General features: G+C 51.2%; 1 protein-coding gene. It reads left to right on the top strand.

Translation table 11 applies throughout. From position 1 onward, the window contains the following. Positions 1-126: 126 nt before the first annotated feature. A partial coding sequence (gene ltrA / locus AC6RNO_RS36625; RefSeq protein WP_497108439.1) for a group II intron reverse transcriptase/maturase occupies positions 127-1,214 on the top strand: 1,088 nt, incomplete at its 3' end.

Consider the following 1,214-nt stretch of genomic DNA (forward strand, 5'->3'; position numbering starts at 1 on the left):
AAAAAAATGGACATGGAAACCAAATTAACAAGAATAGCATACATGGCAAGGTCAAACCCGGAACTGAGGTTTACCTCAATCGGGCATCTCATTAACGAAGAATCGCTAAGAGAGTGCCATAGGAAAATGAAGGTCGGGAAAGCGACCGGGGTAGATGGCGTAACGAAAGAGATGTATGAACAAGACATAGAGGCCAATTTGCGGGACTTGGTGGGACGTTTGAAGAGGAAAGGATACCGACCGCAGCCCGCACGCAGAGTATATATCCCCAAAGACGAGAAAAGCAAAAGACCGCTGGGGATACCTGCCTATGAAGACAAACTGGTGCAAATGGCACTCAAGCAATTGCTGGAGGCGATATATGAACAAGACTTTCTGGACAGTTCCTATGGATTTCGCCCCGGAAGGAGTATGCATGACGCACTGAAACGGATAACCCATGTCATCGAGCGCGGGAGAATAGAGACAGTAGTAGACGTGGACATATCCGGGTTCTTCAATCACGTAGACCATGACTGGCTGATGGCCTTTCTGGACAAACGAATTGGGGACCCCAATATGCATCGGCTCGTCAAACGGATGCTGATCGCGGGCATATCCGAGGATGGACAAGTGGAGGCGACGAAAGAAGGGACGCCGCAAGGTTCTGCGGTATCACCGCTACTGGCGAATATCTACTTGCACTACGCGCTGGACCTCTGGTTCGAAAGAGCAGTAAAGAAACAGCTGAGAGGACAGGCCGAAATGGTGCGCTTCGCGGACGACTTTCTATGCATGTTTGAGTACGAAGAAGATGCGAAGCGGTTGTACCACGCCTTGATCAAGCGACTGGCGAAGTTTGGCTTAAACGTGGCAGAGGGGAAGACGAAGATCGTCCGGTTTGGGCGCCTCACGGAAAAGGCGAGCAGGAGGGAGAGCCTGGGAAAGCCGGGAACGTTCGACTTTCTGGGATTTACCCACTACTGTGGGAGGAGTCGGACGGGGCACTTTCGAGTGAAGCGACAAACGAGCCGGAAGAAATTCAAGCAGAAGGTGAAGGATTTTGATGCATGGATGAAGCAAGAGAGGCACAAGAAACTAGCGGATACGCTGCCGGTACTACGGTCGAAGCTAATCGGGCACTACCGATACTACGGGATCACCGATAATTACCCGCGGATAAAAGCGTACGAATACCTCGTGCAGAAATCGATGTTCAAATGGCTGAACCGCCG

The sequence above is a fragment of the Paenibacillus sp. sgz302190 genome (assembly GCF_059820445.1).